Origin of the sequence: Serratia ureilytica (assembly GCF_013375155.1) — a bacterium.
Lineage (GTDB): Bacteria > Pseudomonadota > Gammaproteobacteria > Enterobacterales > Enterobacteriaceae > Serratia > Serratia ureilytica.
In genome coordinates, this window is sequence record NZ_JABXOF010000008.1 from 158,566 (window position 1) to 185,283 (window position 26,718).

Here is a 26,718-nt window from a genome sequence, read left to right on the forward strand (position 1 = left end):
ACGCGTTGTTGTCATTGGTAAATTGTCACGCAGGGTTACATCTGTGACCCCCTTAACAGAAAGTGTCAACAAGCCGCTGACACTCCCTTAAGCATGTTTACAGTACTGCAACCTTCCCGTAAAATGCCCGCACACATGAAACGACAATTGAGCCTTTGTTATTGAGGTCGTTAGATGAGACTTAAGAAATACAATAAAAGTATTGGGATGCTGTCATTAATTGCAGGCACTGTATTGCTCAGTGGCTGCGATATGGTTTTGATGAATCCCAAAGGAGCAATTGGTGTTGAGCAACGGACACTGATTATCACTGCAATCGCGTTGATGTTGATCGTGGTGGTGCCAGTTATCTTCATGGCGTTCGCCTTTGCCTGGAAGTATCGCGCTTCCAACAAAGACGCCAAGTACAGTCCGAACTGGGCCCACTCCAACAAGATCGAAGCGGTCGTCTGGACCATTCCTATCATTATCATCGCCATCCTTGGCACCATTACCTGGAAGACTACCCACGAACTCGACCCGTTCAAGCCGATTGTCACCGACAAGAAGCCGATGACGATCGAAGTGGTGTCGCTCGACTGGAAATGGCTGTTCATCTATCCGGAACAAGGCATTGCGACCGTTAATGAGCTGGCTTTCCCGAAAGATGTTCCAGTCGAATTCAAGATCACCTCTAACTCGGTAATGAACTCGTTCTTTATCCCGCAGTTGGGTGGACAGATTTATGCGATGGCCGGCATGCAGACCAAACTGCACCTGATCGGCAACGAAGCCGGTGCCTACAAGGGCATCTCCAGCAGCTACAGCGGCGCAGGCTTCTCCGGTATGAAATTCACCGCGATCGTTACCCCGACCGAAGGCGACTTCGATCAGTGGGTGGCCAAGGTGAAGGCATCGCCTAAAAACCTGAACACCACCGACGACTTTAACAAACTGGCAGAGCCGAGTGAAAACAACCCGGTCGAGTACTTTGCCGCTGTCAAACCGAATTTGTTCAAAGAAACAATTGCCAAATTCATGGGCGACATGGATATGCACAAGGGCGCTGGCGCGCACGAAGGCATGGACATGAGCCAAGGTATGGACATGGGTGAACATGCTGCTCACGCCGGAGCCGAGGAATAACTGATGTTGGGAAAATTAACACTTGATGCGGTTCCGTACCACGAACCGATCATCATGGTCACCGTAGCCGCAATTATCGTCGGGGGCCTGGCAGTGCTGGCGCTGCTGACCTATTTCGGCAAATGGAAGTGGCTGTGGAGCGAATGGCTGACTTCGGTCGACCATAAAAAAATTGGTATCATGTATATCGTCGTGGCGATGGTCATGCTGCTGCGCGGCTTCGCCGACGCCATCATGATGCGTAGCCAGCAGGCGTTGGCGTCCGCCGGCGAAGCCGGATTCCTGCCGCCGCACCACTACGACCAGATCTTCACCGCGCACGGCGTCATCATGATCTTCTTCATGGCGATGCCTTTCGTGGTCGGCCTGATGAACGTCGTGGTGCCGCTGCAAATCGGCGCGCGCGACGTCGCCTTCCCGTTCCTGAACTCCCTGAGCTTCTGGTTCTTCGTGGTGGGCGTTGTGCTGATCAACATCTCCCTGGGGGTCGGTGAATTCGCTCAGACCGGTTGGCTGGCGTATCCGCCGCTGTCGGGTAAAGAGTACAGTCCTGGCGTCGGGGTCGATTACTGGATCTGGAGTCTGCAGATTTCCGGTCTGGGTACCCTGCTGACCGGCGTGAACTTCTTCGCCACCATTCTGAAGATGCGTGCCCCTGGCATGCCTATGATGAAGATGCCGGTGTTCACCTGGGCGGCGCTGTGTACCAACGTCCTGATCATCGTTTCTTTCCCAATTCTGACCGTCACCATCGCGCTGCTGACCCTGGATCGCTATCTGGGCACCCATTTCTTCACCAATGATATGGGCGGCAACATGATGATGTACATCAACCTGATTTGGGCCTGGGGTCACCCAGAGGTGTACATTCTGGTTCTGCCGGTGTTCGGCGTGTTCTCCGAAGTCACCGCGACCTTCTCCAGAAAACGCCTGTTCGGCTATACCTCACTGGTATGGGCAACTATCGCGATCACCGTTCTGTCGTTCATCGTCTGGCTGCACCACTTCTTCACCATGGGGTCCGGCGCGAACGTTAACGCCTTCTTCGGTATCGCCACCATGATCATTTCCATCCCGACCGGGGTGAAAATCTTCAACTGGCTGTTCACCATGTATCAGGGCCGCATCAAGCTCAACTCCGCAATGCTGTGGACCGTTGGCTTCATCATCACCTTCTCCGTGGGTGGTATGACCGGCGTTCTGCTGGCGGTGCCGGGCGCGAACTTCGTGCTGCACAACAGCCTGTTCCTGATCGCGCACTTCCACAACGTCATCATCGGCGGCGTGGTGTTCGGTTGCTTCGCGGGCCTGACCTACTGGTTCCCGAAATCCTTCGGCTTCACGCTGAACGAAAAATGGGGCATCCGCGCGTTCTGGTTCTGGATCATCGGCTTCTTCACCGCCTTCATGCCGCTGTACGCATTGGGCTTTATGGGCATGACCCGTCGTATCAGCCAGAACATTAACCCTGAGTTCCACCCTCTGCTGCTGGTTGCAGCCGGCGGTGCGGCGCTGATCGCCTGCGGCATCTTGTGCCAGCTGACCCAGATCTTCGTCAGTATCCGTGACCGCGAACAGAACCGCGATCTGACCGGTGACCCATGGGGCGCTCGTACTCTGGAGTGGTCAACGTCTTCTCCACCGCCGTTCTATAACTTTGCCGTAGTGCCGCAGATTCATGACCGTGATGAGTTCTGGGACATGAAAGAAAAAGGCGAAGCCTATAAGAAACCGGCTAAGTACGAACCGATTCATATGCCTAAGAACACCGGCGCCGGCGTTATCATCGCCTTCTTCAGCCTGGTATTCGGTTTCGCAATGATTTGGGAAATCTGGTGGATGGCTCTGGCCGGTTTCATCGGTATGATCGTCGTCTGGATCGGCAAGAGCTTCGATCACGATGTTGACTACTATGTGCAGGTTGATGAAATCGAGCGCATTGAGAACCAACACTACGAACAAATCCGTAAAGCAGGCGTGAACCATGTCAACTGAAACTCTGACCAATCATAACGCAGCCCATGCAGAGCATGGGCACCACGATGCGGGTGAGACCAAGGTCTTCGGATTCTGGATCTACCTGATGAGCGACTGTATTTTGTTTGCGAGCTTGTTCGCGACTTATGCAGTCCTGGTGAACGGGACCGCCGGCGGTCCCTCTGGCAAAGACATCTTCGACCTGAAGTTTGTCTTGGTCGAAACTTTCCTGCTGTTATTCAGCTCCATCACCTACGGCATGGCGATGATCGCCATGAACAAGGGTAAAGTTGGCGGTGTAAACACCTGGCTGTTCCTGACCTTCCTGTTCGGTCTGGGCTTCGTGGCGATGGAAATCTATGAATTCCATCACCTGATCGCCGAAGGCTTCGGTCCGGATCGCAGCGCGTTCCTGTCCAGCTTCTTCGCGCTGGTCGGCACCCACGGTCTGCACGTGACTTCCGGCCTGATTTGGATCATCGTGCTGATGATTCAGGTGAGCAAGTTCGGCCTGACCGCGACCAACAAAACCCGCCTGATGTGCCTGAGCCTGTTCTGGCACTTCCTGGACGTGGTCTGGATCTGCGTATTTACCGTTGTCTACCTGCTGGGGGTTATGTAATGAGCCATTCATCCCATGAAACCTCTCACGGCGGCGCAAGCCACGGCAGCGTGAAGTCATACCTGATCGGCTTTATCCTGTCGATCATCCTGACGGTAATTCCATTTGCGATGGTAATGAACGGCACTGCCTCTCATTCCACCATCCTGGCGGTTGTTGTCGGTATGGCGGTTATCCAGGTGATTGTTCACCTGGTTTACTTCCTGCACATGAACACCTCATCGGAAGAGCGCTGGAACCTGGTGGCATTGCTGTTCACCGCTATGATCATCGGTATCGTTGTTGTAGGTTCACTCTGGATTATGTACAACCTCAACATCAATATGATGGTCGATTAAGAGCTGAGCTGCACGTGATGATTAAGCAATACCTGCAAGTCACTAAACCAGGAATTATTTTCGGCAATTTAATTTCTGTCGTTGGGGGATTCCTGCTCGCTTCCAAAGGGAGCATCGACTATCCCCTGTTTCTCGCCACCCTGGTGGGTGTCTCGTTGGTGGTCGCGTCGGGCTGTGTGTTTAACAACTACATCGACCGCGACATCGACAAGAAGATGGAGAGAACGAAGAATCGGGTGCTGGTAAAAGGCCTGATCGCGCCGAGTGTCACCCTGGTTTATGCGACCGCGTTGGGTATTGTGGGCTTCGCGTTGCTGTATATCGCGGCCAACCCGCTGGCCATGTGGCTGGCGGTGATGGGCTTCGTGGTTTATGTCGGCGTTTACAGCCTGTACATGAAGCGCCACTCGGTCTACGGCACGCTGATCGGCAGCTTGTCGGGTGCCGCGCCGCCGGTTATCGGTTACTGCGCGGTCACCAACGAGTTCGACGCCGGTGCGTTGATCCTGCTGGCTATCTTTAGCCTGTGGCAGATGCCGCATTCTTATGCGATCGCTATCTTCCGCTTTAAAGATTACCAGGCGGCCAACATTCCGGTGCTGCCGGTGGTGAAAGGCATTTCCGTCGCCAAGAACCACATCACGGTCTACATCCTGGCGTTTATGATCGCCACGCTGATGCTGACCCTGGTGGGCTACGCCGGCTACAAATACCTGATCGTCGCTGCGGCGGTGAGCGTATGGTGGCTGGGCATGGCGCTGCGCGGTTACAAAACCGAAAACGACAGCGTCTGGGCGCGTAAACTGTTCGTGTTCTCCATCGTCGCCATCACCTCGCTGAGCGTGATGATGTCGATCGACTTCAGCGCCACGGCGGCGCCTGAAGCGCTGGTGACCTACGTTTGGTAAGCCAAATCATCTGTCAATGGGCCGCGTATGCGGCCCATTTTATTTGTCACGCCGAAAAGCGGCCAAACTGTAATATCTGTTAAACAACATTCGATTTACCCCCCCTGCCCTGCACACTAAAATGACGCAGCTTTACAGAAATCATGCCATCAGGCGCTGTCTCAACGTCTGATGGCATGGTTTTTACCGAGGTTTGACGTGAACGATAATTCAATGACCCCGCAGGAGCGCCGCGCCACCTGGGGATTGGGCACCGTGTTCTCCCTGCGCATGCTCGGCATGTTTATGGTATTGCCGGTGTTGACCACCTACGGCATGGCGCTCAACGGCGCCAGCGAAGCGCTGATCGGCATCGCCATCGGCATTTACGGCCTGGCGCAGGCGGTGTTCCAGATCCCGTTCGGCCTGGTGTCCGATCGCATCGGCCGCAAGCCGCTGATCGTCGGCGGCCTGCTGATCTTTGCCCTCGGTAGCGTGATCGCCGCCGTCACTGACTCTATCTGGGGCGTGATCCTCGGCCGCGCGTTGCAAGGCTCCGGCGCCATCGCCGCCGCGGTAATGGCGCTGCTCTCCGATCTGACCCGCGAGCAGAACCGCACCAAAGCGATGGCGTTTATCGGCGTCAGCTTCGGCATCACCTTCGCCATCGCCATGGTTCTGGGCCCTATCATCACTCACGCCTTGGGCTTGCACGCGCTGTTCTGGATGATCGCCGTGCTGGCGCTGGCCGGCATCGTCATCACCCTGGCAGTGGTGCCTTCCGCCGACACCCATCTGCTGAACCGCGAGTCCAGCATCGTGCGCGGCAGCTTCCGCAAAGTGCTGAGCAACTCGCGCCTGTTGAAACTCAACTTCGGCATCATGTGTCTGCACATTCTGCTGATGTCGAGCTTCGTGGCGCTGCCGCTGGCGATGGAAAAAGCCGGGCTGGCGGCCAGCGAACACTGGATCGTCTACTTGGTGACCATGCTGGTGTCGTTCGCCGCCGTGGTGCCGTTCATTATCTATGCCGAGAAATATCGCCGCATGAAGCAGGTGTTTATGGGCTGCGTGGCGGTACTGTTCTGCGCCGAAGTGCTGCTGTGGCTCTCCGGCGCTCATCTATGGGGCATCATCGCCGGCGTGCAGCTGTTCTTTATGGCCTTCAACGTGATGGAAGCCATCCTGCCTTCGCTGATCAGCAAAGAATCGCCGGCCGGCTACAAGGGCACCGCGATGGGGGTGTACTCCACCAGCCAGTTTATCGGCGTGGCGATCGGCGGCAGCCTCGGCGGCTGGCTGTACGGTTTGCAGGGGGCAGGCTTGGTGTTTATCGCCGGCGCGGTATTGGCCGCCGTCTGGTTCCTGGTCAGCAGCACCATGAAAGAGCCGCCGTATGTCAGCAGCCTGCGCATTACGCTGTCGGAACTGGCGGTGAAGGATTCAGCGCTGGAAAGCCGCCTGAAGGCGCAGCCCGGCGTGGCCGAGGCGATCGTCGTGCCGGAAGAGCGCAGCGCCTACGTCAAGGTGGATACCAAGCAGACCAATCGCGGTCAGTTGGAAGCGCTGGTCAATTCGCTGTAAAAAATCAGGGCCGGCAATGCCGGCCCCGTCGAGATTAATCGCGGAAGTTCTTGAACTGGAACGGCTGGCCCAGATCGCCGCCGCGCACCAGCGCCATCACGCTCTGCAAGTCGTCGCGTGACTTGCCGGTCACCCGCACTTCTTCGCCCTGGATCTGCGCCTGCACCTTCAGCTTGCTGTCTTTGATCAGCTTGACGATTTTCTTCGCCACGCTGGTTTCAATCCCCTGCTTCAGCTTGGCTTCCACGCTGTAGGTTTTACCGCTGTGGGTAAACTCTTCCGGGATCTCCAGCGCGGCGCCGTCGATGCTGCGCTTGCTCAGCTTTTCGCGCAGAATGTCGAGCAGCTGCTGCACCTGAAAATCAGACTCGGTGGCAACCTTGATGCTTTGATTCTTCTCGTTTAGCTCAAAGCTGGCCGGCACGTTGCGAAAATCCCAGCGGGTGCCGAGATCGCGGGTGGCGTTCTCAACGGCGTTACGCACTTCCTGCATATCAATTTCGGAAACGATGTCGAAAGATGGCATACTTCTTCCTCCTGAATGAGTGCCTAATAGCTTAGGCGATTTTGATGCCGAGCATGATAACCGCTTTGCCGCCTCAGACAAAATCTGCTGAACGCACGCAGGGATAGCGCTTCAGGCTGCCATAAAGCCTATAGTTAGATCACGGTAATTGAGCGGTATTCCCGTGTTTCCAAGGAGACTGAATGAAAATAACCATTCTTGGTTGCGGCGCGCTCGGACAACTGTGGCTCTCCCGGCTGTATCAGCAGGGCCACGATGTACAGGGATGGCTAAGAGTGCCGCAGCCTTTTTGCGCCGTGAACGTGATAGAGCCGGAAGGCGTCTCGTTTAATCGCAATTTGCCCACCAACGATCCGGAGCACCTCGCGCAAAGCGAGCTGCTGCTGGTGACGCTGAAAGCCTGGCAGGTATCCAGCGCGGTCAGCGCGCTGTTGCCGAAGCTGAGCCCCCGCTGCGCCATCTTGCTGCTGCACAACGGCATGGGCACTCAGGAAGAGCTGCCGCCGAACGGCCAGCCCATCTTGCAGGGCACCACCACCCACGCCGCGCGCCACGAAGGCAGCACCATTATCCACGTCGCCACCGGCATCACCCACATCGGCCCCACCTCACCGGCCGCCCAGCACCTCAGCCACCTGGCGGAAGTGCTGCATCAGGCGCTGCCCGACGTCGCCTGGCACAACAACATCGCCTCGGCCAACTGGCGCAAGCTGGCGGTCAACTGCGTGATCAACCCGCTGACGGCGCTGTACGGCTGCCGCAACGGCGATCTGCAGCGCTACCCGGAGCAGATCGAAGCGCTGTGTCGTGAAGTCGCCAGCGTGATGGCCATGGAGGGTTACCACACCTCCTGCGAAGGCCTGATGCAATACGTGATGGACGTGATCCACAGCACCGCCGACAACGTTTCGTCGATGCTGCAGGATATCCGCAGCCAGCGGCATACCGAGATCGACTACATCACCGGCTACCTGCTGCGCCGCGCGCGCAGCCACGGCCTCACGCTGCCGGAGAATGCGCGGCTGTTTGAATTGATTAAACGAAAGGAAAATGAATATGAGCGTATCGGCGCTGGTCTGCCTGGCACTTGGTAGCGAAGAAACCGAAGCCGTCACCACCATCGATCTGCTGGTGCGGGCGGGCGTTAAAGTCACTACCGCCAGCGTCGCCGGCGACGGCGAGCTGACTATCGTTTGTTCGCGCGGCGTCAAGCTGCTGGCCGACGCGCCGCTGGTGGCGATCGTCGATGAGCCTTTCGACGCCATCGTGCTGCCCGGCGGCCTGCAGGGGGCGGAATGCTTCCGCGACAGTCCGCTGCTGGTGGAAAAAGTGCGGCAGATGCATCTGCAGGGCCACATCGTCGCCGCCATCTGCGCGGCCCCGGCGCTGGTGTTGCAGCACCACGATCTGTTCCCGATCGGCAACATGACCGGTTTTCCGGGTTTGAAAGATCGGATACCGGCGGATAAATGGATGGAGCGCCGCGTGGTGTACGACGCGCGCGTCAACCTACTCACCAGCCAGGGGCCGGGCACCGCGATGGAGTTTGCGCTGAAGCTGATAGACCTGATGCTCGGCAAGGCCAAAGCGGCGGAGATCGCCGCGCAGCTGGTGCTGATCCCTGGGATGTACGATTTCCGCGACTGAGCGGCTTGCCGATAAAAAAAGGGCTGAACACCGGTTCAGCCCCTCTCATTTACGCCGCTGCCCGCGTTACGGGCGATAAACCTTCACGTTGCTGAAGCCCTGCTCCAGCAGGTACAGCGCCTGCAGGCGGCTCATTACGCCGCGCTCGCAGTACAGCAGATAGGTTTTGCTCTGATCCAGATCGCCGAACTGGGTGCTCAGCTTATAGAACGGCAGCGCTTTCACTTCAACCTGTTCCAGCTGCAACGGCTTCTCTTCCTGCTCGTCGTTGGAACGGATATCCAGGATCACCTCGTCGGCGCCGAAGGCCGCGACGGTTTCCACTTCGGTCACCTGCTCCTGCGCCTGCTCGGCGATGGAGCGAATATCGACGTTCTTCGCCTCGCTCACCACCCGATCGAGAATGCTGAAATCGAAGTGGCTTTCTTCCTCTTCAATCTTGGCCTTGACGGCTTTTACCGTCGGGCTCTTCGAAATCACGCCGCAGTATTCCGGCATGGTTTTGGCGAAGTCTTCGGTGCCGATTTCACGCGCCAGTTTGATGATGTGCTCTTTATCGTGCGAGATCAGCGGACGCAGGATCAGCGTATCGGACGCATTGTCGATCAAGCGCAGGTTGGTCAGCGTCTGGCTGGACACCTGCCCCAGCGCTTCACCGGTTACCAGCGCCTGCACGCCGTAGCGTTCGGCCACTTGCGAAGCGGCGCGCACCATCATGCGCTTGAGCACCACGCCCATCTGGCCGTCGTCGACTTTCTCCAGGATCTCGCCCACCACCGGCTCGAAGTCGATAGCGACGAAGCGCACCTTGTGCGAGCTGGCGAAACGGTTCCACAGATAGTGCGCCACCTGCTTCACGCCAATCTCATGCGCGGCGCCGCCCAGGTTAAAGAAGCAGAAGTGCACGCGGCAGCCGCGACGCATCAGCATATAGCTGGACACGCCCGAGTCGAAACCGCCGGAAATCAGCGACATCACGTCTTCCTGAGTGCCGACCGGGTAACCACCGATGCCTTCGAGGCGGCGTTTAACCAGCATCAGCTTGTCGTCTTCGATCTCGAGGTTTACCGTGACCTGCGGGCGGGTCAGGTTAACGCGCGCGCTGTCGATATGCTGGTTCAGACCGCCGCCGACGTAGCGCTCCACGTCCTGCGAGTTGAACGCCTGCTTGCCGCGGCGCTTGACGCGCACGCAGAAGGTTTTGCCTTCCAGCTGGGCGCGGTAGGCTTCCAGCGTCTGCTCGAAGATGTGGTGGATATCGGTATAAGCGCGATCTTCCACTTCCAGAATATGGTGGATGCCGGGAATGCGCGTCAGCGCGTCGGCGATGACCGGCCGCTGGTTTTCATCTTTGGCGCGAACTTCGATATGATCCCAGTGACGGACGACCGCCAGCGTTTCATCATACTGCTTCAGGACGTTGCGAATATTGGTCGAGAGAATCTTGATAAAGCGCAAGCGCACAGATTGGCTCTTGATGGTGATTTCCGGGAACAATTTAATGATAAACTTCATGGCGGTCTTTGTTGTCAGATAAGAATTACGGCGCGGAGTATATCACCATATCGCCGTGCTCTGCGCACAAAACCACACATGAGCGCCATGATTTGCTAATCAAGATCCGCTAGGATAGGCTCTGGCGCCACGGTTCACATGATGACGTAAAAAGAAAATTATGCCGAAAAAACCAGCACAATCAGCCAGTACAGAGCAAACAGCCAGCTTTGAAAGCGCCCTCGGCGAGCTGGAAAGCATCGTGACGCGTCTGGAGTCGGGCGAACTGCCGCTGGAAGACGCGCTGAACGAATTCGAACGCGGCGTGCAGCTGGCGCGTCAAGGCCAGCAGAAACTGCAACAGGCGGAACAGCGTGTGCAGATCCTCCTTAACGACAGCGCCGACGACGCGGCGTTGGCGCCTTTCACACCGGATACCGAGTAACCGACATGTCTGAGATCGTCCCATCGGCCGCTTTTGCCGATCAACTGCAGATTTTCCGCCGGCGCGCCGATCGCGCGCTGCTGGATTTCATCGCCCCGCTGCCGTTCAACAACGGCAACATGGTGGCGGCGATGCGTCATGGCGCCTTACTGGGCGGCAAGCGCCTGCGCCCGTTCCTGGTGTACACCACCGGCCAGATGTTCGGCGTATCGCTGACCAACCTGGACGCGCCGGCGGCGGCGGTGGAATGCATTCACGCCTACTCGCTGATCCACGACGATCTGCCGGCGATGGACGACGACGATCTGCGCCGCGGCCAGCCGACCTGCCACATTAAATTCGGCGAAGCCAACGCGATCCTGGCCGGCGATGCGCTGCAAACGCTGGCGTTTTCGATCCTGGCCGATGCCGAAATGCCCGACGTGGCGCTGCGCGATCGGCTGGCGATGGTCTCCGAACTGGCGGCAGCCAGCGGCGTCGCCGGCATGTGCGGCGGCCAATCGCTGGATCTGGAGGCCGAAGGCAAGCGTGTCGATCTGCAGGCGCTGGAGCAGATCCACCGCCACAAAACCGGTGCGTTGATCCGTGCCGCGGTGCGTCTGGGCGCGCTGAGCGCCGGCGAAGCAGGACGAGCGGCGCTGCCGCAGTTGGATCGTTACGCCGCTGCGGTCGGCCTGGCGTTCCAGGTGCAGGATGACATTTTGGACGTTGTCGGCGAGACTGAAAAGATCGGCAAGCGCCAGGGAGCGGACCAACAACACGGAAAGAGTACCTACCCGGCGTTACTCGGGCTTGACAGCGCGAAAGCAAAAGCGTGGGATCTCTATCAGGAAGCATTAGCTGCATTAGACACTTTGGCAGCGCAATCTTATAACACAGCGCCATTGCGAGCGTTAGCCAGCTTCATTATTGAACGCGACAATTAACGTGTGACGTTAACTCCTCTGATATGAGTATCGAATGAGTCTTGATATAGCCAAATACCCAACCCTGGCGCTAGCGGAAAACCCCGAGGAACTCCGCTCACTGCCCAAAGAGAGCTTGCCGAAGCTGTGCGATGAGCTGCGGCAATATCTGCTGAACAGCGTCAGTCGCTCCAGCGGCCACTTTGCCTCCGGGCTGGGTACCGTCGAACTGACGGTGGCGTTGCATTTCGTCTACAACACGCCGTTCGATCATCTGGTGTGGGACGTCGGCCACCAGGCCTACCCGCACAAAATCCTGACCGGCCGCCGCGACCGGATCGCCACTATCCGGCAAAAGAACGGGTTGCACCCCTTCCCGTGGCGCGCCGAAAGCGAATACGACGTGCTGTCGGTCGGCCATTCGTCAACCTCGATCAGCGCCGGCCTCGGCATGGCGGTGGCGGCAGAGCGTGAAGGCAAAGGCCGCCGCACGGTGTGCGTGATCGGCGATGGCGCCATCACCGCCGGCATGGCGTTCGAAGCGATGAACCACGCCGGCGACATCAATCCGGACATGCTGGTGGTGCTGAACGACAACGAGATGTCGATCTCGGAAAACGTCGGCGCGCTGAACAACCATCTGGCACAGCTGCTGTCCGGCAAGCTTTACTCCACCCTGCGCGAAGGCGGCAAGAAAGTGCTGGCCGGCGTGCCGCCGATCAAGGAGCTGGTGAAACGCACCGAAGAGCACCTGAAAGGCATGGTGGTGCCGGGTACGCTGTTCGAAGAGCTGGGCTTCAACTACATCGGCCCGGTAGACGGGCACGACGTACAAGGCCTGGTCGCCACGTTGAAAAACATGCGCGATCTGAAAGGCCCGCAGCTGTTGCACATCATGACCAAGAAAGGCCGCGGTTACGCGCCGGCGGAGAAGGATCCGATCAGCTTCCACGCGGTGCCGAAGTTCGATCCCGCTAGCGGCACGCTGCCGAAAAGCGCCGGCGGTCTGCCGACCTATTCGAAAATCTTCGGCGACTGGCTGTGTGAAACCGCCGCCAAAGACAGCTCACTGATGGCAATCACGCCGGCGATGCGCGAAGGTTCCGGCATGGTGCAGTTCTCCCGCGACTATCCGCAGCAATATTTCGATGTGGCAATCGCCGAGCAGCACGCGGTCACCTTCGCCGCCGGGCTGGCGATCGGCGGCTACAAGCCGGTGGTGGCGATCTATTCCACCTTCCTGCAACGCGCCTACGATCAGCTGATCCATGACGTGGCGATCCAAAACCTGCCGGTGATGTTCGCCATCGATCGCGGCGGCATCGTCGGCGCCGACGGCCAGACCCACCAGGGGGCGTTCGATCTGTCGTTCATGCGCTGCATCCCGACCATGGTGATCATGACGCCGAGCGACGAAAACGAATGCCGCCAGATGCTGTATACCGGCTATCACTACAACGACGGCCCGAGCGCCGTGCGCTATCCGCGCGGCACCGGCACCGGCGCTGCGCTGGAGCCGCTCAGCCTGCTGCCGATCGGCAAAGGCGTGGTGCGCCGCCAGGGGGAAAAGATCGCCATTCTCAACTTCGGCACCCTGCTGCCGGAGGCCGCTGCGGCGGCGGAAGCGCTCAACGCCACGCTGGTCGACATGCGCTTCGTCAAACCGCTGGACGAGCAGCTGGTGCTCGAACTGGCCGCCAGCCATGAAACGCTGGTCACGCTGGAAGAGAACGCCATCATGGGCGGCGCCGGCAGCGGCGTCAACGAACTGCTGATGGCCAAACGCCGTCCGGTGCCGGTGCTGAACCTCGGCCTGCCGGACAGCTTCGTCTCACAGGGCACCCAGGAAGAACTGCGCGCCGATCTGGGACTGGACGCCGCCGGCATTCAGCGCCAAATCGAAACCTGGCTGGCGCAGTAATTCGCCACTCGCGCCTGATAAAACGCCTCCGCCTTCGGGGGCGTTTTCATTTCCGCCCTCCGGGATCCGCGCTACAGTTACTGTCTGAGCTGTGAATGGGAGGCAAGCATGAAATATCTCAAACTGGGCAACACCGATCTGAACGTCTCGCGCATCTGCCTGGGTTGCATGACCTACGGCGAACCGAGCCGCGGCAATCACGCCTGGACGCTGCCGGAAGAAAGCAGCCGCCCACTGTTGAAACAGGCGCTGGAAGCCGGCATCAACTTTTTCGACACCGCCAACAGCTATTCCGACGGCAGCAGCGAGGAGATCCTCGGCCGGGCGCTGCGCGACTATGCACGCCGCGAGGAGGTGGTGATCGCCACCAAGGTCTATTTCCCGCTGAGCAACCTAGAGCGCGGTTTGTCGCGCGCCAAGATCATGCAGTCCATCGATGACAGCCTGCGCCGTCTCGGCACCGACTATGTCGATTTGCTGCAAATCCATCGCTGGGATTACGAAACGCCGCTGGAAGAGACGCTGGAAGCGCTGCACGACGTGGTGAAAGCCGGTAAGGCACGTTACATCGGCGCCTCTTCCATGTACGCCTGGCAGTTCGCCAAGGCGCTGTATACCGCCGATCTGCACGGCTGGACGCGCTTCGTCAGCATGCAGGATCAATACAACCTGATCCAGCGCGAAGAAGAGCGCGAGATGCACCCGCTGTGCGCCGCCGAAGGCATCGCCGTACTGCCGTGGAGCCCGCTGGCGCGCGGCCGCCTGACCCGCCCCTGGGGCGAAACCACCGCCCGCCTGGTCTCGGACCAGTTCGGCAAGAGTCTGTACGATGAAACCGAAGGCATCGACGCCATTATCGCCGAGCGCGTCGCCAGCCTGGCGGAGGAACGCGGCGTGCCACGCGCGCAGATCGCGCTGGCCTGGCTGCTGAACAAGCCGGCGGTCAGCGCGCCGATCGTTGGCGCGTCACGCAGCGAGCAGTTGGACGACGCCATTGCCGCGGTCGATTTGAGTTTGTCGCCGCAAGAGGTGGCGGAGTTGGAAACGGCTTACGTGCCGCATCGGGTGACGGGATTTGAATAAGAAAAGCGGGCGCGAAGAACCGCGCCCGGCTGTCAGAACAGCCCGATCGGCCAGTGGTGCCCAATCAGGTAGATGATGCCCGCAGACAGCACGCCGGCGATGATATCGTCGACCATGATGCCCATGCCGCCATGCACATTGCGGTCAAACCAGCGGATCGGCCACGGCTTCCACATATCCAGAATGCGGAAGATGACGAAACCGGCGGCGACCCAGCGCCAATCGTTGACCGGCAGCGCCATCAGCGTGATCCACATGCCGACGAACTCATCCCAGACGATGCTGCCGTGATCGTGCACCTTCATGTCTTTTGCCGTGCGGTGGCAAATATAGACGCCGATGCAAATGCTGAACATCACCGTCAGCGAGTAGAGCTGCCACGGCAGTTGGATCAGCAGCAGCCAGAACGGGATCGCCGCCAGCGATCCCATGGTGCCCGGCATCACCGGTGACAAACCGCTGCCGAAACCGGTGGCCAGCAGGTGCCACGGATTGCTCATCCGCAGCCGACGCTTGGCTTCATCCATGGGTGCCCGGCTCCGCGTTGAAATGATCGAACCCGGCCCAGTCCAGCACCACCGCCTCGTCGTTGCGGTAATAGCGAATGCCTTCAGACAGCGGGCCAATCTGGCCGATACAGGTGTAATCGGCCCCGAGGTGGCTCAGCGCCACGTCCAGCGCGCCGCGGTTGATCTCCGGCACGGTGAAGCACAGCTCGTAGTCTTCGCCGCCCGCCAGCGCCCAACGCAGCGCCTGTTCGGCATCGGCATGGCTGCTCAGCGCCTGCGACATCGGCAGCTCGTCCAGCACGATGCGCGCGCCGCAGTCGCTGGCCTTCAGGATGTGCTTCAGATCGGAAATCAGGCCGTCGGAAAGATCGATTGCCGAGCTGGCCAGATCGCGCAGCGCCTGCCCCTGCAGCACCCGCGGCTGCGGACGCAGATGGCGAGCGACCAGATAATCGCGCGCCGCGCTATCCGTCACCGCCAGGCGATCCTGCAGGATCGCCAAACCGGCGGCGCTGTCGCCCAGCGTGCCGGTCACATAGATCCAGTCGCCGATGCGCGCGCCGCTGCGGCTCAACGCCCGGCCGGCCGGGATCAGCCCCTGAATGGTCAAGGTCATGCTCAGCGGGCCGCGCGTGGTATCGCCGCCGATCAGCTGCATGCCGTAATAATTGAGTTGATCGAACAGGCTGTCGCTGAACGCCTTCAGCCAGGGTTCGTTCACCTCCGGCAGCGTCAGGGCCAGCGAGAGCCACGCCGGATCGGCGCCCATCGCCGCCAGATCGCTCAGATTGACCGCCAGCGCTTTATACCCGAGATCGGCCGGATCGATGTCCGGCAGGAAGTGAATGCCCGCGACCAACGTATCGGTACTGACGGCCACCAGCTGTTTTTCCGGCACTGCCAGCAGTGCGCAGTCATCTCCAATGCCCAACTGTACATCCCGGCGCACGCGCTTAAACCGGTCAAAATAGCGGGCAATGAGGTCAAATTCGCCGCATGCCATATCGATATTCCACTAGAAGAAATTAAGGCCGGGAATGCCGGCCTTAATGTTTTTACTTTTTCTTGCGAAGGGTTGGCGCCACTTTATCCAGCACCCCGTTCACAAACTTGTGGCTGTCTTCCGCGCCGAAGGTTTTCGCCAGCTCGATCGCTTCGTTGATCGCCACCTTGTAAGGGACATCCTCGCGCATTTTCAGTTCAAACAGCGCGACGCGCAGCACCGCGCGTTCCACCTGGCCCAGCTCTTCGAGCTGACGCGACAGGTAAGGCGCCATCAGTTCGTCCAGCATACCTGCATTCACTGCCGCGCCGGACAGCAACTCGCGAAAATAGGCGACGTCAACATCTTTGACATCCTGCTCCGTCAGGAACTGGTGTTCAACATCGGCAAGGTCGTTTTTAGACAACTGCCAAGAGTAAAGCGCTTGAACAGCGCACTCACGAGCGCGGCGACGAGCAGCAGGTTTCACGGAATTCCCCTTAACTAAATTCAGGCTTTAATAGCTTTGATAACATTAATCATTTCAAGTGCGGTCAACGCGGCTTCAGCGCCCTTGTTGCCCGCTTTGGTGCCGGCGCGTTCGATCGCTTGTTCGATGCTTTCGGTAGTCAGCACGCCAAAGGCAACCGGGATTTCGGCATTCATCGCAACGTTGCCGATGCCGGAGCTGGCTTCGCCCGCCACATATTCGAAGTGCGCGGTGCCCCCACGGATAACGGTGCCCAGCGCGATAACCGCGTCGTATTTGCCGGTTTTGGCCAATACGCTCGCCGTCAGCGGCAGCTCGTAAGCGCCCGGGACCCAGACAACGGTGATGTTGTCGTCAGCAACCTGACCAATGCGTTTCAGCGCGTCGATGGCGCCTTCCAGCAGGCTGTCGTTGATGAAATTGTTAAAACGTGCAATTGCGATCGCCACACGGGCATTTGGAGTAGCAACAACACCTTCGATAACTTTCATGGGCTTTCCTTAAAAATGGGTTCAATACCCCGCAGGGGGGCGGATTCTATCATATTCTTTCATCGCCTGCGCGGCGCTTTTGTAAAACCGGCGCGCGGGCGCGAGATTCAGTGTTTCGCCCGCAGGCGCAAACGCAGATCGGGGCCAACCTGGCGCACGTCGCTAAAGACAAATTCCGGCGCGTCGGCCAACCGCTCCAGGCCCGGCAGATGACACAGACCGCGGCTATTATCGCCCAACAGTTTCGGCGCGATATACAAAATGAGCTCATCCACCAGGCCGGCCTGCAGCAATGCCCCGGCCAGCGATGCGCCCGCCTCCACCCAGATTGAATTCACCTGGCGCTTGGCCAACAGCATCATCATCACCACCAGATCGATACCGCCGCCGTGCGCCGGGCAGATAAACTGCTCAACGTCTTGCGGCCAGGCCTGTTCATCCGCCTGCAGCCGCGCCAGCCAGGTAGCGCCCGGCTGCTGCACCACGCGATGCTGTGGGGTGATGCGATTTTGGCTGTCGAGCAGGATACGCAGCGGCTGACGCAGATTTTCGCGCGGATAGAGGCGCTGGGTCTCGGCATCCAGCTCATCCCAACGCACCGTCAGCGACGGATCGTCCGCCAGCACGGTGGCGCTGGTGCTGAGAATGGCGGCGCTCTGCGCGCGCAGCCGCTGCACGTCCTGACGCGCTTCGGGTGAGGTGATCCACTGGCTTTCGCCGGAGGCCATCGCCGTGCGGCCGTCCAGCGACGCGCCCAGCTTCAGTTGCACATAGGGAAAACCGGTGCGCATGCGTTTGAGGAAGCCCAGGTTGACCGCTTCGGCCTCGGCCAGCATCAGGCCATGACGTACTTCGACGCCGGCTTGCTGCAGCTTGTACAAGCCGCGCCCCGCCACCTGAGGATTGGGATCTTGCATCGCCGCGACCACCCGCGTCACGCCGGCGGCCACCAGCGCATCGGCGCAGGGAGGCGTGCGGCCGTGATGGCTGCACGGCTCGAGCGTCACATAGGCGGTGGCGCCGCGCGCCTTGTCGCCCGCCATGCGCAGCGCGTGCACTTCCGCGTGCGGCTCGCCGGCGCGCAGATGATAGCCTTCACCGACAATTTCGCCGTCGCGCACGATAACGCAGCCGACGTTCGGATTGGGCGCGGTGGTGAAACGCCCCAGCCGCGCCAGCTCGAAGGCGCGCGCCATGTAAAATTCGTCGTGATGCATGAAAGATCCTTTAGTCTTGCAGGCGGGCAATCTCTTCGCCGAACTCGCGCACGTCTTCGAAGCTGCGGTACACCGACGCGAAGCGAATGTAGGCGACCTTATCCAGCTTTTTCAGCGCGTCCATCACCAGATTGCCGACTAACTTGGTCGGCACTTCGCGTTCGCCGGTGGCGCGCAGTTGGGATTTGATATGGTTAAGGGCGTTTTCCACGTCGTCCGAGCTGACCGGGCGCTTTTCCAGCGCTTTCAGCATTCCGCGACGCAGTTTGTCTTCGTTGAACGGCTCGCGCACCTCATCGCTTTTAATCACTCGCGGCATCACCAGCTCGGCCACCTCGAAGGTGGTGAAGCGTTCATTGCACACCAGACACTGGCGACGACGGCGTACTTGCGAACCGTCCCCCACCAGGCGGGAATCAATGACTTTGGTATCAACGGCGGCGCAGAAAGGGCAATGCATAACACGTCCTGATAAACGTTTTTTATAGATAAATGCAGTTTAACCCGAAGTGAAGCCACAACAAAGGGCGTCGGCCATTTGTTGCGATAAGCGGCGGGCAGGCGGCGCCGATATGACTTTCACCGCCATGCGGGCTAAGCTTGATAGTAGGAGATTCAGCATAGGAAATCGCCGTCATGACAACCCGTTATCCCAAAACCGCCCTGCTCGCCGCCGCCGTGTTGCTCACTGGCTGCGCGCACAACGCCGCCGTGCCTCAGCTGCGCCATCAGGTCGCCGCACTTAACCAAAAAGTGAGCGTATTGACCGATCAGGCCACCGCGCTGGAGCGGCAAAACCAGCTCAATCAGCACTCCGACAACGGCGTCTACCTGCTGCCGGCGGCGCGGAGCGCCGCCCGTTTGCAAAGCGGCATCGGCGAACTGAGCGTTTCGCTGAGCCACATCAAGAGCGAAGCCAACGGTGCCCAGGCGCAGCTGCATGTGCGCATCCTCTCACAGGCCACGCTGCCGCCGTTTAAAGCGGTGGTGGAATGGGGCCAACTGGACGCGGCCACCGGCCGGCCGCTGACCGCCGAGGCGCTGTCGCAACCGATCGCCAGCGCCGACTCGCTGCTGCCGAAACCCGGGCAGGACTTCGAGCTGCGCTTCAGCGGCCTGACGCCGGAACAGCTGGGCTATATCCGTCTGCACAGCCTGGTAGCCACCGCCCAGCCGGCGGTGGTGCAGCAACACTGAAATCCGAGGCAAAAAAAAGGAGCGCCGATAGGCGCTCCTTCTCATTTCGCTGAATACTGCGGCGGTTAAGGCAGAATCGAAGGCTGATCCGCGCCCTCTTTTTCCACTTTTTGCTGCAGCATGTGTTCGCGTTTCATCCCCAGCTTCAACGCCAGCGCGGACGCGACGTAGATAGAGGAAACGGTACCGATCGACACGCCGATCAGCATCGCCAGCGAGAAGCCTTGCAGCATCGCGCCACCGAAGATGTACAGCATCAGCACCACCATCAGGGTGGTCCCGGAAGTCATCAGCGTACGGCTCAGCGTCTGGGTCAACGACACGTTCATGATCTCGTAAGGCGTGCCGCGGCGGATCTTGCGGAAGTTCTCACGAATACGGTCGGAGACCACGATGCTGTCGTTCAGCGAGTAACCGATAACCGACATCAGGGACGCGACGATGGTCAGGTCAATCTCGATGTGGAACAGCGACAGCACGCCCAGCGTGATGATCACGTCGTGCGCCAGCGCGATAACCGCCCCCAGCGCCAGGCGCCATTCGAAGCGGAAGCCGACGTAGATCAGGATACAGATCAACGCCACCAGCAGCGCCATGCCGCCGGTTTGCGCCAGCTCGCTGCCCACGCTCGGGCCGACGAACTCAATGCGCTTCACGGTGGCGTTTTTATCCACCGAGTCGTTGATCACGCCGATCACCTTATTGCCCAGTTCCTGGCCTGCGGTGCCGGTCGCCGGTGGCATGCGCACCATCACGTCGCGGCTGCTGCCGAAGTTCTGGATAATCGGATCCTGGAACCCGGCCTTCTCCAGCGTGTCGCGCATCAGGTCGAGGTTAGCCGGCTTCTCCAGGTTGATTTCAATCACCGTACCGCCGGTGAAATCCAGACCCCAGTTAAAGCCGCGCACCGACATGGTGGCGATCGACGCGACCAACAGCACCAACGAGATGCCGAAAGCCACGTAGTCCCAGCGCATAAAGTCGTAGACTTTACGGCCGTAGTTGAGTTGCTCAACAGTATAATCCTGTGCCACAACGCACTCCTCAGATAGACAGCTTGTTAATGCGTTTGCCGCCGTAAAGCAGGTTGACGATGGCACGGGTACCGACAATCGCGGTGAACATGGACGTCGCCACACCGATAGCGGTGGTGATCGCAAAGCCCTTGATCGAACCGGTGCCGACTGCGTACAGGATGACCGCGGTGATCAGGGTGGTGATGTTGGCGTCGACGATACTGGAGAACGCGCCTTTATAGCCCTCATGGATCGCCTGCTGAACGGATCGGCCGTTCTTCAGCTCTTCCTTGATACGTTCGTTAATCAGTACGTTGGCGTCGACCGCCACCGCCAGCGTCAACACGATCCCGGCAATGCCCGGCATGGTCAGCGTCGCCCCCGGCAACAGGGACATCACGCCGACGATCAACACCAGGTTAGCGACCAGCGCCGTGGTGGCGATCACGCCGAACTTACGGTACCAGACCACCATGAAGACGATGGACGCCACCAGGCCCCACAGACAGGCTTCCAGACCTTGGGTGATGTTCTGCTGACCCAAGGTTGGACCGATGGTGCGCTCTTCAACGATCTGAATCGGCGCAATCAGCGCACCCGCACGCAGCAGCAGCGAAAGCTGACGCGCTTCGTTCGGGTTGCCGATGCCGGTGATGCGGAAGCTGTTGCCCAGACGCGACTGAATGTTCGCCACGTTGATCACTTCTTCCTGTTTCACCAGCACCGCACGGCCGTTGGCGTCTTTCTTGCCGCTGTCCTTGTACTCCACGAACAGGGTCGCCATCGGTTTGCCGATGTTGTCCTTGGTGAAGTTGGACATCGACGTGCCGCCGGCGCTGTCCAGCGAGATGTTAACCTGCGGCTGGTTGTATTCGTCGGTGCTCGAGGTGGAGTCGGTGATGTGGTCACCGGTCAGGATCACGCGCTTGTACAACACGATCGGCTGGCCGTCGCGGGTGTATTTCACCTCGGAATCGCCCGGCACGCGGCCGTTGGCCGCCGCGGTGGCGTCCGCATTGGTGTTCACCAGACGGAATTCCAGCGTCGCGGTGGCGCCCAGAATTTCTTTGGCGCGCGCGGTGTCCTGAATGCCCGGCAACTCAACCACGATGCGGTCGGATCCCTGGCGCTGCACCAGCGGTTCGGCGACGCCGAGCTGGTTGACGCGGTTACGCAGGATAGTGATGTTCTGCTGTACGGCGTATTCGCGCGCTTCGCTCAGACGGGCGTCCGTCAGGCTGGCTTTCATGGTGTTGGCGCCATTGGCGGACAGCACCAGATCGCGCTGACGCGGGCCGATATAGCTGATGGCCTGGTCACGGGCCACATCGTCGCGGAAGCGAACTTCCACGCCGTTGTTGTCCAGCTTGCGGATAGACGCGTAAGGAATGCCCTTCTCGCGCAGCTCGCTGCGCAGGGTATCCATGGTCTGTTCCTGCAGCTTGCTCAACGCGGTGTCCATGTCCACTTCCATCAGGAAGTGCACGCCGCCGCGCAGGTCCAGACCGAGTTTCATCGGCTCTGCGCCCAGCATGGCCAGCCAGGTCGGCGTAGCCGGCGCCAGGTTCAGCGCCACGACGAATTTGTCACCCAGCTCGGTCACCAGCGCTTCGCGGGCGCGCAGCTGAACGTCAGGATCTTTAAAGCGAGCCAGGATGGCGCCATTTTCCAGCGCAATCGACTTGCTCGCGATGTTGTCTTTTTCTAATACGGTACGGACCTGGTCCAGCGTAGTTTCACTGGCGGCGACGCCGCGCGCGCCAGTGATTTGTACGGCCGGATCCTCACCGTAGATGTTGGGAAGCGCATAAAGCAGACCGACGAGGATCACGACGATCAACATCAGATACTTCCACAAAGGATAACGGTTTAGCACGGCAATTCCCTTCGGGAAAAAAGATTACAGGGCCTTCATGGTACCTTTCGGCAGAACGGCCGCCACGAAGTCACGCTTGATCATCACTTCCGTGGTGTCGTTCAGCGCGATGGCGATGATGCCGGTGTCGGCCACTTTGGTCACGCGACCGATCAGGCCGCCGGTGGTCAGCACTTCGTCGCCCTTACCGATGGAGTCCATCAGCTTCTTGTGATCTTTCGCGCGCTTCTGCTGTGGGCGCAGGATCATGAAGTAGAAGATCAGGCCGAACACCACCAGCATAATGATCAGAGAGTACGGGCTTCCCTGAGCCGGAGCCCCTGCGGATGCGACGGCGTCAGAAATGAAAAAGCTCATTGAAATTCCCTCATTAAGTTATCAATTATTAGATCAAGCGTTTAAAGGCGGAATCGGCTTGCCGATCCGACCATAGAAATCCGCAACAAACTGCTCTAATTTACCCTCTTCGATAGCCTGGCGTAAACCCGCCATCAGGCGCTGGTAGTGACGCAGGTTATGAATTGTGTTCAGTCGAGCACCCAATATTTCGTTGCAACGGTCGAGATGGTGCAAGTAGGCGCGGCTGTAATGGCGACACGTGTAGCAATCACAGTCTTTATCCAGCGGAGAAGTATCATCCTTGTGCTTGGCATTACGGATTTTTACCACACCGTCAGTCACGAACAAATGGCCGTTGCGGGCGTTGCGGGTCGGCATGACGCAGTCGAACATGTCGATGCCGCGGCGCACGCCTTCCACCAAATCTTCCGGCTTGCCGACGCCCATCAAATAGCGTGGCTTATCTTCCGGAATTTGCGGGCAAACGTGTTCAAGAATGCGATGCATATCCTCTTTCGGCTCGCCTACAGCCAAGCCGCCCACAGCGTACCCATCAAAGCCGATATCCACCAGCCCTTTTACTGAAACATCACGTAAATCTTCGTAAACGCCGCCCTGAATGATGCCGAACAGCGCATTTTTATTTTCCAGCTCGTCGAAACGCTGGCGGCTGCGCTGCGCCCAACGCAGCGACATTTCCATCGAACGCTTGGCGTAGTCCCAGTCGGCCGGGTACGGCGTACATTCATCGAAGATCATCACGATGTCGGAACCCAGGTCATACTGGATTTCCATCGATTTTTCCGGGCTCAGGAACACCTTGTCGCCGTTGATCGGGTTGCGGAAGTACACGCCTTCCTCTTTGATCTTGCGCATCGCCCCCAGGCTGAACACCTGGAAACCGCCGGAGTCGGTGAGGATCGGGCCCGGCCACTGCATGAAATCGTGCAGATCGCCGTGCAGCTTCATGATCTCCTGGCCAGGGCGCAGCCACAGGTGGAAGGTGTTGCCCAGCAGGATCTGCGCGCCGGTCTCTTTCACTTCTTCCGGCGTCATGCCCTTGACCGTGCCGTAGGTACCGACCGGCATAAAGGCCGGGGTTTCCACTACGCCGCGGTCGAAAATCAGGCGGCCGCGGCGTGCGCGGCCATCGGTAGTTTGTAGTTCGTACTTCACAAAGCCTCCAGCATCAGAGAAACAGTCTGATGTCGTTGAAACGGGGCCGCGCCGTGGGCGCAGCCCGGGAAATTAACCGCCGACGGACTCGTTTTCCGCCTGCGGATTACGGCTGATGAACATCGCATCGCCGTAGCTGAAAAAGCGATACTGCTCGGCCACCGCCTGCTGATAGGCGTTCATGGTATTTTTGTAGCCGGCGAAAGCCGACACCAGCATGATCAGGGTGGACTCCGGCAGGTGGAAGTTGGTCACCAGCGCGTCGATCACCTGATAGTGGTAACCCGGATAGATAAAGATGCTGGTGTCGCCGAAGAACGGCGCAATCAGCGCCTCTTTGCTGGCCGCCGCGGCGCTTTCCAGCGAACGCACCGAGGTGGTGCCCACCGCCACCACGCGCTTGCCGCGCGCTTTGCAGGCCAGCACCGCATCTACCACCTCCTGCGGCACTTCGGCGTATTCGGCGTGCATCACGTGATCTTCGATGGTTTCCACGCGCACCGGCTGGAAGGTGCCGGCGCCGACGTGCAGCGTCACGAACGCCATTTCCACGCCCTTGGCGCGCAACGCCGCCAGCAGCGGTTCGTCGAAGTGCAGGCCGGCGGTCGGTGCGGCGACCGCGCCCGGCTTCTCGCTGTAGACCGTCTGATACAGCTCGCGGTCGGCGTCCTCATCCGGGCGAGCGATATAAGGCGGCAGCGGCATATGGCCGGCCGCGTTGAGAATGGTGAAGACATCGCGTTCGTCGTTGAAGCGCAGCTCGAACAGCGTCTCGTGGCGCGCCACCATGGTGGCGGCGATGCTCTCGTCATCACCCAGCAGCAGCTCGGCGCCCGGCTTGGGCGCTTTCGACGCGCGCACGTGCGCCAGCACGCGATGGTCGTCCAGCACGCGCTCCACCAGCACTTCAATCTTGCCGCCGCTGACCTTGCGGCCGAACATGCGCGCCGGGATCACGCGGGTATTGTTGAACACCAGCAGGTCGCCGGCTTCCAGCTTGTCCAGCAGATCGGTGAATACGCCGTGCGTCAGCGCCCCGCTCGGCCCGTCCAGCTGCAGCAGGCGGCATGCGCTGCGCTCGGCCTGGGGATAGTGGGCAATCAGGGATTCGGGAAGTTCAAACGAAAAATCAGCGACGCGCATGGGTATTCACTTCTTCAATTTAGGGCTGGTTGGTAAAAAACAGGCGGCCTAGTCTAAAGCCGGGGGCGGTCAGCGGCAAGAAATAAGGAGGATTTGCCTGACTTCGGGTATAGTTGAGGGATGAATTTTCTCGCTCATCTTCACCTGGCCATGCTGGCGGACAGCTCGCTGCTGGGCAACCTGCTGGCCGATTTCGTGCGCGGCAACCCCGCCGCCGACTACCAGCCCGACGTGGTGGCCGGCATCATGATGCACCGCCGCGTCGACGTGCTGACCGACAGCCTGCCGCAGGTCAAAGCCAGCCGCGACTATTTCAGCGCCCCCTACCGCCGCGTGGCGCCGATCACCCTCGACGTGGTGTGGGACCATTTTCTGGCGCGCCACTGGCAGCAGTTGGAGCCTTCACGCGACCTGCACCAGTTTACCCAGGAAGCCCGCAGCCAGATCGAACCTTTTCTGCCGCTCACGCCGCCGCGCTTTCAGAACCTGAACGGCTACCTGTGGCCGGAACGCTGGCTGGAGCGCTACGCCGAATTGCCGTTCATCGCCCGGGTGCTGCAGGGCATGGCCAGCCGCCGCCCGCGCCTCGATGCGCTGGCCGGCTCGTTCGCCGACGTCGAGCAACATTATCATCAGCTTGAAACACAGTTCTGGCAGTTTTACCCGCAAATGATGCGACAGGCGAAGGACAAAGCGCTCTGAGGTCAAGCCCAAGTCATTGAAATTTCAACGTCTTGCAAGAATTTACGTTTTGCCGCTTGCCCTTTTGTGGGAAAAGGTTATTTTTAAAGCTCGCTAAATTATATCAACGACTTTGATAGGTGAAAGCTATCTCATCGATTGGTCTTTTACCCTTTATTCACCAAGTCGCGGCCCCTATACTGGCCCTTGTTTTTACATCCACCCTTTAACACCTATTACAGGAGTAATTATGGTCCTGGTAACTCGTCAAGCCCCTGACTTCACTGCAGCTGCCGTACTGGGTAGCGGCGAAATCGTTGAAAACTTCAACCTGAAGAAGCACCTGAACGGCAAACCGGCCGTACTGTTCTTCTGGCCAATGGACTTCACCTTCGTATGCCCTTCCGAGCTGATCGCTTTCGATCACCGCTATGAAGAGTTCCAGAAGCGTGGCGTTGAAGTGGTTGGCGTTTCCTTCGACTCAGAGTTCGTCCACAACGCATGGCGTAAAACCCCTGTCGACAAAGGCGGCATCGGTGAAGTGAAATACGCAATGGTTGCTGACGTTAAGCGTGAAATCCAGAAAGCTTACGGCATCGAACACCCGGAAGCCGGCGTTGCGCTGCGCGGCTCTTTCCTGATCGACAAAGACGGCATCGTGCGTGCTCAGGTTGTTAACGACCTGCCAATCGGCCGTAACATCGACGAAATGATCCGTACCGTCGACGCGCTGCAATTCCACGAAGAGCACGGTGAAGTGTGCCCGGCTCAGTGGGAAAAAGGCAAAGCAGGTATGGGCGCTTCCCCAGACGGCGTTGCAAAATACCTGTCTGAAAACGCTGCCAAGCTGTAATTTCAGCCTGATAGTGAATCAACCGGCCCACGCGGCCGGTTTTTTTATGCCCCTTTATGGGGCAGACCGCCCACCTTCAGTGCTTTATTTCCCTGTTTCCGCTCACATTTCCTACCCTGCTCGCCGCGCGCACGCCCATCTGCGGCTACTATCAATAACGCTGGCTCGCGCTTTGCAAGTGAACAGCGGCAAGC

At 59.2% G+C, this 26,718-nt stretch carries 28 protein-coding genes; 15 read left to right on the forward strand and 13 right to left on the reverse strand.

All coding sequences use genetic code 11. The annotated features are described in order from the left end of the window. Positions 1-174: 174 nt before the first annotated feature. The 6 genes from cyoA to HWW83_RS15985 all read left to right on the forward strand — a co-directional run bounded on the left by cyoA (position 175) and on the right by HWW83_RS15985 (position 6,533). Positions 175-1,125: a cytochrome o ubiquinol oxidase subunit II gene (gene cyoA, locus HWW83_RS15960; protein WP_033642069.1), complete on the forward strand. Its 951-nt coding sequence runs from the start codon at positions 175-177 to the stop codon at positions 1,123-1,125. 3 nt (positions 1,126-1,128) lie between these two features. After that, on the forward strand, positions 1,129-3,120 hold the full coding sequence (gene cyoB, locus HWW83_RS15965; RefSeq protein ID WP_033642067.1) for a cytochrome o ubiquinol oxidase subunit I: 1,992 nt from the start codon (positions 1,129-1,131) through the stop codon (positions 3,118-3,120). Then, complete coding sequence (locus HWW83_RS15970; RefSeq protein WP_004940367.1) at positions 3,110-3,724, forward strand: cytochrome o ubiquinol oxidase subunit III; 615 nt, start codon at positions 3,110-3,112, stop codon at positions 3,722-3,724. Before cyoB ends, HWW83_RS15970 begins: the two co-directional genes overlap by 11 nt. Then, the gene (locus HWW83_RS15975) at positions 3,724-4,062 is read left to right on the forward strand and encodes a cytochrome o ubiquinol oxidase subunit IV (RefSeq protein ID WP_004940369.1); all 339 of its coding nucleotides are present in this window, start codon (positions 3,724-3,726) and stop codon (positions 4,060-4,062) included. The genes HWW83_RS15970 and HWW83_RS15975 overlap by 1 nt, the downstream gene beginning before the upstream one ends. A gap of 17 nt (positions 4,063-4,079) precedes the next feature. Further along, entirely contained in the window at positions 4,080-4,970 is an 891-nt protein-coding gene (cyoE, locus tag HWW83_RS15980; protein WP_025301761.1) for a heme o synthase, read from the forward strand. Positions 4,971-5,168: 198 nt separating this feature from the next. Next, positions 5,169-6,533: an MFS transporter gene (locus HWW83_RS15985; RefSeq protein WP_025301760.1), complete on the forward strand. Its 1,365-nt coding sequence runs from the start codon at positions 5,169-5,171 to the stop codon at positions 6,531-6,533. Between the two features lie 34 nt (positions 6,534-6,567). Here the strand turns inward: HWW83_RS15985 and HWW83_RS15990 are convergent, their stop codons facing one another. Continuing rightward, positions 6,568-7,059, reverse strand: a complete 492-nt coding sequence (locus HWW83_RS15990; RefSeq protein WP_004940373.1) for a YajQ family cyclic di-GMP-binding protein — start codon at positions 7,057-7,059, stop codon at positions 6,568-6,570. A 182-nt stretch (positions 7,060-7,241) separates the two neighbouring features. On the opposite strand from HWW83_RS15990, the gene panE reads away from it, so the two are divergent. Together panE and yajL are read left to right on the forward strand one after the other, a co-directional pair. Further along, positions 7,242-8,153 (forward strand): 2-dehydropantoate 2-reductase, encoded by a 912-nt coding sequence (gene panE, locus HWW83_RS15995; RefSeq protein WP_033642065.1) that lies wholly within the window; start codon positions 7,242-7,244, stop codon positions 8,151-8,153. Next, positions 8,116-8,706: a protein deglycase YajL gene (yajL, locus tag HWW83_RS16000; protein ID WP_176589418.1), complete on the forward strand. Its 591-nt coding sequence runs from the start codon at positions 8,116-8,118 to the stop codon at positions 8,704-8,706. The genes panE and yajL overlap by 38 nt, the downstream gene beginning before the upstream one ends. Before the next feature lie 66 nt (positions 8,707-8,772). On the opposite strand, the gene thiI is transcribed toward yajL, so the two are convergent. Continuing rightward, a complete protein-coding gene (gene thiI / locus HWW83_RS16005; protein ID WP_033642063.1) occupies positions 8,773-10,221 on the reverse strand; it encodes a tRNA uracil 4-sulfurtransferase ThiI in 1,449 nt (482 codons plus the stop codon). A 160-nt stretch (positions 10,222-10,381) separates the two neighbouring features. On the opposite strand from thiI, the gene xseB reads away from it, so the two are divergent. The 4 genes from xseB to HWW83_RS16025 all read left to right on the forward strand — a co-directional run bounded on the left by xseB (position 10,382) and on the right by HWW83_RS16025 (position 14,554). Then, positions 10,382-10,645 (forward strand): exodeoxyribonuclease VII small subunit, encoded by a 264-nt coding sequence (gene xseB, locus HWW83_RS16010; protein WP_033642062.1) that lies wholly within the window; start codon positions 10,382-10,384, stop codon positions 10,643-10,645. A 5-nt stretch (positions 10,646-10,650) separates the two neighbouring features. Then, on the forward strand, positions 10,651-11,571 hold the full coding sequence (gene ispA / locus HWW83_RS16015; RefSeq protein ID WP_033642061.1) for a (2E,6E)-farnesyl diphosphate synthase: 921 nt from the start codon (positions 10,651-10,653) through the stop codon (positions 11,569-11,571). 34 nt (positions 11,572-11,605) lie between these two features. Continuing rightward, the gene (gene dxs, locus HWW83_RS16020; RefSeq protein WP_033642060.1) at positions 11,606-13,471 is read left to right on the forward strand and encodes a 1-deoxy-D-xylulose-5-phosphate synthase; all 1,866 of its coding nucleotides are present in this window, start codon (positions 11,606-11,608) and stop codon (positions 13,469-13,471) included. Between the two features lie 108 nt (positions 13,472-13,579). Further along, positions 13,580-14,554: an aldo/keto reductase gene (locus tag HWW83_RS16025; RefSeq protein ID WP_033642059.1), complete on the forward strand. Its 975-nt coding sequence runs from the start codon at positions 13,580-13,582 to the stop codon at positions 14,552-14,554. Between the two features lie 32 nt (positions 14,555-14,586). Here the strand turns inward: HWW83_RS16025 and pgpA are convergent, their stop codons facing one another. From pgpA to nrdR, 6 genes are all read right to left on the reverse strand, one after another. Further along, positions 14,587-15,081, reverse strand: a complete 495-nt coding sequence (pgpA, locus tag HWW83_RS16030; RefSeq protein ID WP_033634010.1) for a phosphatidylglycerophosphatase A — start codon at positions 15,079-15,081, stop codon at positions 14,587-14,589. Next, positions 15,074-16,066, reverse strand: a complete 993-nt coding sequence (thiL, locus tag HWW83_RS16035) for a thiamine-phosphate kinase (protein WP_033642058.1) — start codon at positions 16,064-16,066, stop codon at positions 15,074-15,076. The genes pgpA and thiL overlap by 8 nt, the downstream gene beginning before the upstream one ends. A gap of 52 nt (positions 16,067-16,118) precedes the next feature. Beyond that, positions 16,119-16,535, reverse strand: coding sequence for a transcription antitermination factor NusB (gene nusB / locus HWW83_RS16040; protein WP_004940384.1), 417 nt, complete (start codon positions 16,533-16,535; stop codon positions 16,119-16,121). 20 nt (positions 16,536-16,555) lie between these two features. Further along, on the reverse strand, positions 16,556-17,026 hold the full coding sequence (gene ribH, locus HWW83_RS16045; protein ID WP_004940385.1) for a 6,7-dimethyl-8-ribityllumazine synthase: 471 nt from the start codon (positions 17,024-17,026) through the stop codon (positions 16,556-16,558). A 107-nt stretch (positions 17,027-17,133) separates the two neighbouring features. Beyond that, positions 17,134-18,243 (reverse strand): bifunctional diaminohydroxyphosphoribosylaminopyrimidine deaminase/5-amino-6-(5-phosphoribosylamino)uracil reductase RibD, encoded by a 1,110-nt coding sequence (gene ribD / locus HWW83_RS16050; protein WP_046688355.1) that lies wholly within the window; start codon positions 18,241-18,243, stop codon positions 17,134-17,136. Between the two features lie 10 nt (positions 18,244-18,253). After that, positions 18,254-18,703 carry a transcriptional regulator NrdR gene (gene nrdR, locus HWW83_RS16055; RefSeq protein ID WP_004940387.1) on the reverse strand — a complete coding sequence of 150 codons (450 nt, stop codon included), beginning with the start codon at positions 18,701-18,703 and terminating at the stop codon, positions 18,254-18,256. 176 nt (positions 18,704-18,879) lie between these two features. Between nrdR and HWW83_RS16060 the strand changes: the two genes are divergently transcribed. Next, entirely contained in the window at positions 18,880-19,440 is a 561-nt protein-coding gene (locus HWW83_RS16060; protein ID WP_046688354.1) for a SadB/YajI family lipoprotein, read from the forward strand. A gap of 65 nt (positions 19,441-19,505) precedes the next feature. Here HWW83_RS16060 and secF read toward each other — a convergent pair whose 3' ends face one another. The 5 genes from secF to queA form a co-directional block, all read right to left on the reverse strand. Then, positions 19,506-20,474: a protein translocase subunit SecF gene (secF, locus tag HWW83_RS16065; protein ID WP_019454209.1), complete on the reverse strand. Its 969-nt coding sequence runs from the start codon at positions 20,472-20,474 to the stop codon at positions 19,506-19,508. Between the two features lie 10 nt (positions 20,475-20,484). Continuing rightward, positions 20,485-22,332, reverse strand: coding sequence for a protein translocase subunit SecD (gene secD / locus HWW83_RS16070; RefSeq protein ID WP_071991633.1), 1,848 nt, complete (start codon positions 22,330-22,332; stop codon positions 20,485-20,487). A gap of 24 nt (positions 22,333-22,356) precedes the next feature. Beyond that, complete coding sequence (yajC, locus tag HWW83_RS16075; protein ID WP_004940391.1) at positions 22,357-22,689, reverse strand: preprotein translocase subunit YajC; 333 nt, start codon at positions 22,687-22,689, stop codon at positions 22,357-22,359. A 33-nt stretch (positions 22,690-22,722) separates the two neighbouring features. Beyond that, positions 22,723-23,847 carry a tRNA guanosine(34) transglycosylase Tgt gene (gene tgt, locus HWW83_RS16080; protein WP_016928877.1) on the reverse strand — a complete coding sequence of 375 codons (1,125 nt, stop codon included), beginning with the start codon at positions 23,845-23,847 and terminating at the stop codon, positions 22,723-22,725. A 72-nt stretch (positions 23,848-23,919) separates the two neighbouring features. Continuing rightward, a complete protein-coding gene (queA, locus tag HWW83_RS16085; RefSeq protein ID WP_004940394.1) occupies positions 23,920-24,990 on the reverse strand; it encodes a tRNA preQ1(34) S-adenosylmethionine ribosyltransferase-isomerase QueA in 1,071 nt (356 codons plus the stop codon). Between the two features lie 120 nt (positions 24,991-25,110). Here queA and HWW83_RS16090 point away from each other — a divergent pair, with 120 nt between their 5' ends. Then, entirely contained in the window at positions 25,111-25,692 is a 582-nt protein-coding gene (locus HWW83_RS16090; protein WP_046688353.1) for an ACP phosphodiesterase, read from the forward strand. A 229-nt stretch (positions 25,693-25,921) separates the two neighbouring features. Continuing rightward, positions 25,922-26,524 carry a peroxiredoxin C gene (locus HWW83_RS16095; RefSeq protein ID WP_004940403.1) on the forward strand — a complete coding sequence of 201 codons (603 nt, stop codon included), beginning with the start codon at positions 25,922-25,924 and terminating at the stop codon, positions 26,522-26,524. Positions 26,525-26,718 lie beyond the last annotated feature (194 nt).

What these genes read in the sequence shown, in the direction of transcription:
- cyoA (WP_033642069.1), top strand. Translation starts at nt 175, where the DNA reads ATGAGACTTAAGAAATACAATAAAAGTATTGGGATGCTGTCATTAATT.
- cyoB (WP_033642067.1), top strand. Translation starts at nt 1,129, where the DNA reads ATGTTGGGAAAATTAACACTTGATGCGGTTCCGTACCACGAACCGATC.
- HWW83_RS15970 (WP_004940367.1), top strand. Translation starts at nt 3,110, where the DNA reads ATGTCAACTGAAACTCTGACCAATCATAACGCAGCCCATGCAGAGCAT.
- HWW83_RS15975 (WP_004940369.1), top strand. Translation starts at nt 3,724, where the DNA reads ATGAGCCATTCATCCCATGAAACCTCTCACGGCGGCGCAAGCCACGGC.
- cyoE (WP_025301761.1), top strand. Translation starts at nt 4,080, where the DNA reads ATGATTAAGCAATACCTGCAAGTCACTAAACCAGGAATTATTTTCGGC.
- HWW83_RS15990 (WP_004940373.1), bottom strand. Translation starts at nt 7,059, where the DNA reads ATGCCATCTTTCGACATCGTTTCCGAAATTGATATGCAGGAAGTGCGT.
- panE (WP_033642065.1), top strand. Translation starts at nt 7,242, where the DNA reads ATGAAAATAACCATTCTTGGTTGCGGCGCGCTCGGACAACTGTGGCTC.
- yajL (WP_176589418.1), top strand. Translation starts at nt 8,116, where the DNA reads ATGAGCGTATCGGCGCTGGTCTGCCTGGCACTTGGTAGCGAAGAAACC.
- thiI (WP_033642063.1), bottom strand. Translation starts at nt 10,221, where the DNA reads ATGAAGTTTATCATTAAATTGTTCCCGGAAATCACCATCAAGAGCCAA.
- xseB (WP_033642062.1), top strand. Translation starts at nt 10,382, where the DNA reads ATGCCGAAAAAACCAGCACAATCAGCCAGTACAGAGCAAACAGCCAGC.
- ispA (WP_033642061.1), top strand. Translation starts at nt 10,651, where the DNA reads ATGTCTGAGATCGTCCCATCGGCCGCTTTTGCCGATCAACTGCAGATT.
- dxs (WP_033642060.1), top strand. Translation starts at nt 11,606, where the DNA reads ATGAGTCTTGATATAGCCAAATACCCAACCCTGGCGCTAGCGGAAAAC.
- HWW83_RS16025 (WP_033642059.1), top strand. Translation starts at nt 13,580, where the DNA reads ATGAAATATCTCAAACTGGGCAACACCGATCTGAACGTCTCGCGCATC.
- pgpA (WP_033634010.1), bottom strand. Translation starts at nt 15,081, where the DNA reads ATGGATGAAGCCAAGCGTCGGCTGCGGATGAGCAATCCGTGGCACCTG.
- thiL (WP_033642058.1), bottom strand. Translation starts at nt 16,066, where the DNA reads ATGGCATGCGGCGAATTTGACCTCATTGCCCGCTATTTTGACCGGTTT.
- ribH (WP_004940385.1), bottom strand. Translation starts at nt 17,026, where the DNA reads ATGAAAGTTATCGAAGGTGTTGTTGCTACTCCAAATGCCCGTGTGGCG.
- ribD (WP_046688355.1), bottom strand. Translation starts at nt 18,243, where the DNA reads ATGCATCACGACGAATTTTACATGGCGCGCGCCTTCGAGCTGGCGCGG.
- nrdR (WP_004940387.1), bottom strand. Translation starts at nt 18,703, where the DNA reads ATGCATTGCCCTTTCTGCGCCGCCGTTGATACCAAAGTCATTGATTCC.
- HWW83_RS16060 (WP_046688354.1), top strand. Translation starts at nt 18,880, where the DNA reads ATGACAACCCGTTATCCCAAAACCGCCCTGCTCGCCGCCGCCGTGTTG.
- yajC (WP_004940391.1), bottom strand. Translation starts at nt 22,689, where the DNA reads ATGAGCTTTTTCATTTCTGACGCCGTCGCATCCGCAGGGGCTCCGGCT.
- queA (WP_004940394.1), bottom strand. Translation starts at nt 24,990, where the DNA reads ATGCGCGTCGCTGATTTTTCGTTTGAACTTCCCGAATCCCTGATTGCC.
- HWW83_RS16090 (WP_046688353.1), top strand. Translation starts at nt 25,111, where the DNA reads ATGAATTTTCTCGCTCATCTTCACCTGGCCATGCTGGCGGACAGCTCG.
- HWW83_RS16095 (WP_004940403.1), top strand. Translation starts at nt 25,922, where the DNA reads ATGGTCCTGGTAACTCGTCAAGCCCCTGACTTCACTGCAGCTGCCGTA.